General features: G+C 63.7%; 3 protein-coding genes and 1 pseudogene. All 4 read left to right on the forward strand.

Going from position 1 to position 6,037, the window contains the following annotated elements; all coding sequences use genetic code 11:
* Positions 1–470, forward strand: a pseudogene (locus OBACDRAFT_RS30280) (hypothetical protein); the annotation flags it as partial.
* Positions 471–577: 107 nt separating this feature from the next.
* Positions 578–2,818 carry a sugar-binding protein gene (locus OBACDRAFT_RS22435; RefSeq protein WP_043589172.1) on the forward strand — a complete coding sequence of 747 codons (2,241 nt, stop codon included), beginning with the start codon at positions 578–580 and terminating at the stop codon, positions 2,816–2,818.
* Between the two features lie 115 nt (positions 2,819–2,933).
* The gene (locus OBACDRAFT_RS22440; RefSeq protein ID WP_043589173.1) at positions 2,934–4,898 is read left to right on the forward strand and encodes an ABC transporter ATP-binding protein; all 1,965 of its coding nucleotides are present in this window, start codon (positions 2,934–2,936) and stop codon (positions 4,896–4,898) included.
* On the forward strand, positions 4,895–6,037 hold a 1,143-nt coding region (locus tag OBACDRAFT_RS22445), incomplete at its 3' end, for an ABC transporter ATP-binding protein (RefSeq protein ID WP_043589174.1). The genes OBACDRAFT_RS22440 and OBACDRAFT_RS22445, both read left to right, overlap by 4 nt.

Genomic DNA, 6,037 nt, shown 5'->3' on the forward strand with positions numbered 1-6,037 from the left:
CCCCCCCGGCGGCCACACTATTTTTCTCAACGATGCACGATCATGCCTCGCGCCTTTGTGCGCCCACTTGCCGACACACCAATCAGCACCCAAACACAATCCGCAACCTTGTGCTTACCGCGCTCGCAGCGATTGCGATAGCAGCCACCCCTATTGACGCACCGGCATCGACGCCCAAACCCACCATTACCTCCCAAGCCAAAGGCAACATCTTCACCGACGCGCAAGGCATCCTCCAACTCCAACTTCCCCCGACCGACGCCCCCGACACCCAACCAATCACAGGTGGCACCATCACCCTCCGCGACGAAAACGGAAACACCCTCGCCACACACTCTCTCCCCTCCCCCCCCCTCCCTCCCTCGAAATTTCCCTCCCGCAAAAAGGCTACTACGCCATCGAGACCCGTCTCACTCACAACCCCGACACCCCATCCCTGCCTCCTATCACCACGACAGCCGCCGTCGTAGGCCCGCTGCTTGACGACGCCATCCGTCACCAATCCCGACTCGGACTCTGGACCGTTCAAGGCGACCCCGACCTCGTTCTCGCCGCTGGAGCCCGCTGGAACCGTCGCATGGTCGCCCTCTTTGACCTCAAAGAAGACCTCCTCCAACCCTCCCCTCCCCCCCCCGCCAAACTCCTCTTTCGCCCCACACCCTTTGATCAAGTCGGCGTCATCTCTTTCGGCCTGCCCGAATGGATTCTGCAAGACCCGCCGGCCAAAAAGAAAAAATACGGCGCCCCCTTCACACGTCCCACCGATTACGAAAAACTAAAAACCCTCGTCGCCGCCTGGGTCCGTCAACAAGGCGAACACTTCCCCGACCACTTCGAAATCTTCAACGAACCCGAATGGCAGTGGAAAGGCACCAACGAAGACCTTGTGCTCACCCTGGCCGCCATCGCCGACGGCATCAAGACTGCCCGCCCGCAGACCAAGGTTCTCGGCCCCGGCTTTTCTACCATTCGCATCAAAGACCCCGCGCGCCTCGATCTTGAAACCGCCAACAAACTCGGCCTCTTCGATCATCTCGACGGCATCGTCATCCACGCCTACGTGGACGGCACCGCTCCTGAAGGTGAGTTTATCCAGCGCGTCACCGATCTCCAAAACTGGCTTCGCGACACCGGACGGCCCGACTACCCCATCCATCTCACCGAGTTCGGCTGGACCACTGGCAAAGGCACCTGGCAAAAGCCCGTCGATGAAATCACGCAGGCCCGTTACCTCACCCGCGCCCTCACCCTGCTCGCCGCGCAAGGCATCCAGAACGCGACGTATTTTTGCCTCCAATTCAAGGCCGCGCCCAACCCCGGCGAACGCGGATTCTCCATCGTTCACGACGACACCACCCCCAAACCCTCCTACGCCGCCTACGCCAACCTCGCCCGCTGGATCGCAAACATCCGCGGCCTCGGCACCCATCTCCACCTCACACCCACCACCCACCTGATCCTCTTCGAACGCAACAACGCCCCCTCCATCGCCATCGCTTGGGACACCGAGGCCGAACGCATCATTGAAATCCCACTCCAAACCACCCGCCGCTCCACCATGACCGGCCGCCCACTTGCACCCAGCGCCACGCACCTCGCCCTCTCCCCCAGCCCCACATTCCTCGAATTTCCCAGCCATCAGCCCCCCGCCATTCGCATGAATGCCCCCCTCTCCGTCATGCGTGGCGGCGAACCCGTTACCCTGCCCCAAGCCGCTGACTGGATCGCACCCGCGCCCCTTACCATTCACGACCGCATCACGCTCACCATTCCGCCCACCACGCCCAACGGCGATTACCTCCTCCTCGCTCCCGCCACTGAAAACAACGGCTGGCTCGGCCAACCCATCCATGTGATCCCTCCCCTCGCCGTCACACCTCCCACGCTCAAATGGCCTGCCGACGCCCCCTCCCCCCACCTCACCACCACACTCACCTCGCACACCACCACCCCGCTCACCACCCGCCTCGCTGTCGCCCTCAACGACACCCGCGACCAATTCCTCGACCCCGCGCCCATGCAACCCGGCGAAACACGCCCCATTAACATTCCCCTTCCCAACCTCACCCCCGGCAAACGTCACCGCGGCCAACTCACCATTGACAGCCGCCACGCCGGACGCCGCGACCAAATCACCCGCCAACTCGACATCACACTCCTCGCCAGTCACCGCCTCCCCTCCCCCGCCGCCCATCCCGATTGGGATTGGAACAAAATCGCGCCCATCGACTTTTCCACCTGGGACCCCTTCGGCGGCCCCATTGCGCCCGAAGATTGCTCCGCCACCCTCCAATCCGCCTGGAGCCCCGCCGGACTCCACCTCCGCATCGTTGTCCGCGACGACGAACACCTCAACACCCACGCCACCACCAACCCCGAACAACTCTGGACCCAGGACTCCATCCAGATCGGACTCGACCCCGACTATGAAAAAACCTGGGAAGCCAACGACCTCTTCGGACTCAAAGGCCACCGCGTTTTCGAATACGGCGTTGGCTGGAGCGGCAACCCCGCCGACACCCCTGCGAACTGGCGCTGGATATCCCACCTCCCCGACCTCCCCGTCGGAACCAGCGAGCAACGTATCCAACAATCCATTACGCGCAACGGGGACCTCACCACCTATGAAATCCACTTCCCCTGGCCAACCCTTGGCCTCGACAAGCCCCCCCCCCCCGGCGCCGCCATCGGCATCGCCCTCTCCGTGATGGACGCCGACACCGGATTAAAAGCAAAAGGACGCCGCGCCCTCCGTCTCTACGGCGGCATCGACGGCGGCAAGGACCCGGAAAAATTCGGTCCCCTCTGGCTCCGCTGACAGAGAGAGGGAGGGGGGAGAGGGAGGAGGGGCACGCACCAGAGGGACCGCCTTCAAAAAACCTGCAAACGAAGCGTGATCTTGCCCGCGAACTTGTTCTAGCTTGGTGGTCTTCATGCAAACATCCCCGACGCCGACAACGACCGGGGCGCGCCTCTCCAACGGCGTGCTCGTCCGCCGGTTGTTCCGACTCGCATGGCGCTACCGCACCCGCTGCCTCCAGGTTCTTTCGCTCCAACTCGTCCTCCTCACCCTCGGCCTCAGCGGCCTCTCCCTCACCGGCATGGGCATCGACTACATCCGCCACGTCGTGTCGCCCGTCGGACCGGATGGCACGCGCGCAGTCCCCATGCCCGAGATGACCTACATCCCCGCCCTCCCCGAACCCGAAAACGCCCGCCCCATTCTCGTCCTCCTCGCCATCGCAGGCTCCATCCTCGGCTTCGCCGCCGTGCGCTCCTCGCTCAACTACGTTTACACCGTCGCCATCAACCGCCTCGTGCAACAACGCCTCGTCGTCGATCTGCGCGCCGAGATTTACGAAAAACTCCAGCGCCTCTCCTTCCGCTTCTTCGACGCCAACACCACCGGCTCCGTCATCACCCGCGTCACCGGCGACGTGCAAGCCGTGCGCATGTTTGTCGATCAAGTCATGATCCAAAGCGTCATCATGATCGTCTCGCTCACCGTGTACATTATCTACATGTCGCACCTGAGCGTCCCCCTCACCCTGCTCTGCCTCGGCACCACGCCCCTGCTGGCGATCATGTCCACCACCTTCTCGCGCATCATCCAACCCCGTTACCGACGCAACCGCCTCCTCGTCGAACGCCTCGTGCAACGCTACTCCGAAACAATCCAAGGCATCCAAGTCATCAAAGCCTTCGGACGCGAACAGGAGGACCGCGAAGCCTTCGAGCGCGCCAACCGCGAAGTGTACGACCAGCAACTCGGCATCTTTTTTCGCGTCAGCCTCTTCTCGCCCGCCGTCGGCATTCTCACGCGCATCAACATCCTCGCGCTCCTCGGTTACGGCGGATGGCTCGTGATCCAAGGCCAACTCCCGCTCGGCACCGGCCTCGTCGTGTTTGCCGGACTGCTCGAACAATTTTCCGGTCAGGTCAACCAAGTCGCCACCCTCGTCAACAGCGTGCAACAATCGCTGATCGGCGCGCGCCGCGTGTTCGAAATCATCGACGCGCCCATCGAAGTGCAGAACGCGCCCGACGCCATCCGCCGTCCGCGCCTCACCGGCGACGTGCGCTTCGAACGTGTCGCCTTCAGTTACGTTGGCCGCGACGTCATTCTCAGTGACATCAACCTCCACGCCACGCCGGGCAAATGCATCGCCATCCTCGGCGCCACGGGCTCGGGCAAAAGTTCACTGATGAGCCTCATCCCGCGATTCTTCGACGTGACGGGCGGCACCGTCTTCATCGACGGCATCGACGTGCGCAAAATCCACCTCGACGACCTCCGCCGCGGCATCGGCATCGTCTTTCAGGAAAGCTTTCTCTTCTCCAACACCGTTGCCTCCAACATCGCCTTTGGCCACCCCAACGCCACCCGCGAACAAATCGAACGCGCCGCCCGCGTCGCCGCCGCGCACGACTTCATCATGGAACTGCCGCACGGCTACGACACCATCCTCGGCGAAGGCGGCAACAGCCTCTCCGGCGGCCAGCGCCAGCGCCTCGCCCTCGCCCGCGCCGTGCTCCTCGAACCCGCCATCCTCCTCCTCGACGACCCCACCGCCGCCATCGACGCCCACACCGAACACGAAATCTTCACCGCCCTGCAAAGCGCCATCGCCGGACGCACCACGTTTATTGTTGCCCACCGCGTCAGCACCCTGCGCCGCGCCGACGAAATCATCGTGCTCGAAAGCGGACGCATCGTGCAGCGCGGTTCCCACGAAAAACTCCTCCGCGAACCCGGCCCCTACCGCCGTGTCGCCGCATTGCAACTTGTGGACGGCGCCCGCCTCGACACCGCCCCCCCCTTCCCCGAGGCATCCCTTGTATCCACGGAGAACCTGCCCTCTCCCTCCGTGCACTCGCAACCAGGAGGCGCAGCATGAACCTGTTCCGCTCCCGCGTATCTTCTCCCGCTCCCGAATCCACCTCCGCGCCCACGCCCGGCAGCCTGCTCACCATCCACACCCGCGACCACGATCCAGCCGACGAACCCCAGTTCAAACCCCTCCAATGGTCGCTCATCCGGCGCATGTTTGGCTACACCAGCCAAGTCGCCGCCAAGCGCAACTGGCTGATCTTTTTCACCCTCGCCCGCGCCATTCAACTCCCTGCGCTCACCTGGTTGATGAGCCTCACCATTGCCGGCCCCATAGCCCGGCACGACTGGCCCGCCGTGCTCGGCGCCCTCGCCCTCTACGGCGCCCTCGCCCTGCTCACCGAAAGCATGTTTCACTTCCGCCAACGCTACGCCCTCGAACTCGGTGAGACCGTCGTCAACCGCCTCCGCAGCCAGGTCTTCGACGCCGTGCAGAAACAGCCCATGAGCTTTTTCCAGCGCACGGGCCGCCTCTACAGCCGCATGACCTCCGACGTGGACGCCGTGCGCACCGGCATCCAGGACGTGTTTTTCGTCAGCATCGTGCAAGTCGGCCAGATGCTCTTTGCCGGCGCCGTCATGCTCTGGACGGACTGGAAAATGTTTCTCGTTGTCGCCGCCCTCGCCCCCATCCTCTGGGCCCTCAACCGCCGCTTCCGCGTCCGCCTCAGCCGCTACTCGCGCGCCACGCAGGAAAGCTTCAGCCGCGTCACCGCCACCCTTGTCGAATCCGTCAACGGCATCCGTGTCACCCAAGGCTTCGTGCGCCAGCAGACCAACGCCGGCCTCTTCCGCCAGCTCCTCAACGACCACTCCACGCACAACATCAACCTTGCCCGCACCTCCGCCGTCCTCACCCCGATCCTCGAACTCAACAGCCAGCTCTTCATTTCCGTCCTCCTCATGCTCGGCGGCTGGCGCGCCTTTGGCGGCCACATCGAACTCGCCGACCTCATCACCTTTTTCTTCGTCGCCAACCTCTTCTTTTCCCCGATCCAGGTCATCGCCAACCAATACAACCAGGCCCTCATCGCCATGGCCTCCGCCGAGCGCGTCTTCAAGCTCATCGACCACCCACCCGAATGGACTGACGCCCCCGACGCCACGCCCCTGCCCGACCCGCGAACGGTTAAGCATCCCTCCCCC

The organism is Geminisphaera colitermitum TAV2 (assembly GCF_000171235.2).
GTDB lineage: Bacteria > Verrucomicrobiota > Verrucomicrobiia > Opitutales > Opitutaceae > Geminisphaera > Geminisphaera colitermitum.

What these genes read in the sequence shown, in the direction of transcription:
- OBACDRAFT_RS22440 (WP_043589173.1), top strand. Translation starts at nt 2,934, where the DNA reads ATGCAAACATCCCCGACGCCGACAACGACCGGGGCGCGCCTCTCCAAC.
- OBACDRAFT_RS22435 (WP_043589172.1), top strand. Translation starts at nt 578, where the DNA reads ATGGTCGCCCTCTTTGACCTCAAAGAAGACCTCCTCCAACCCTCCCCT.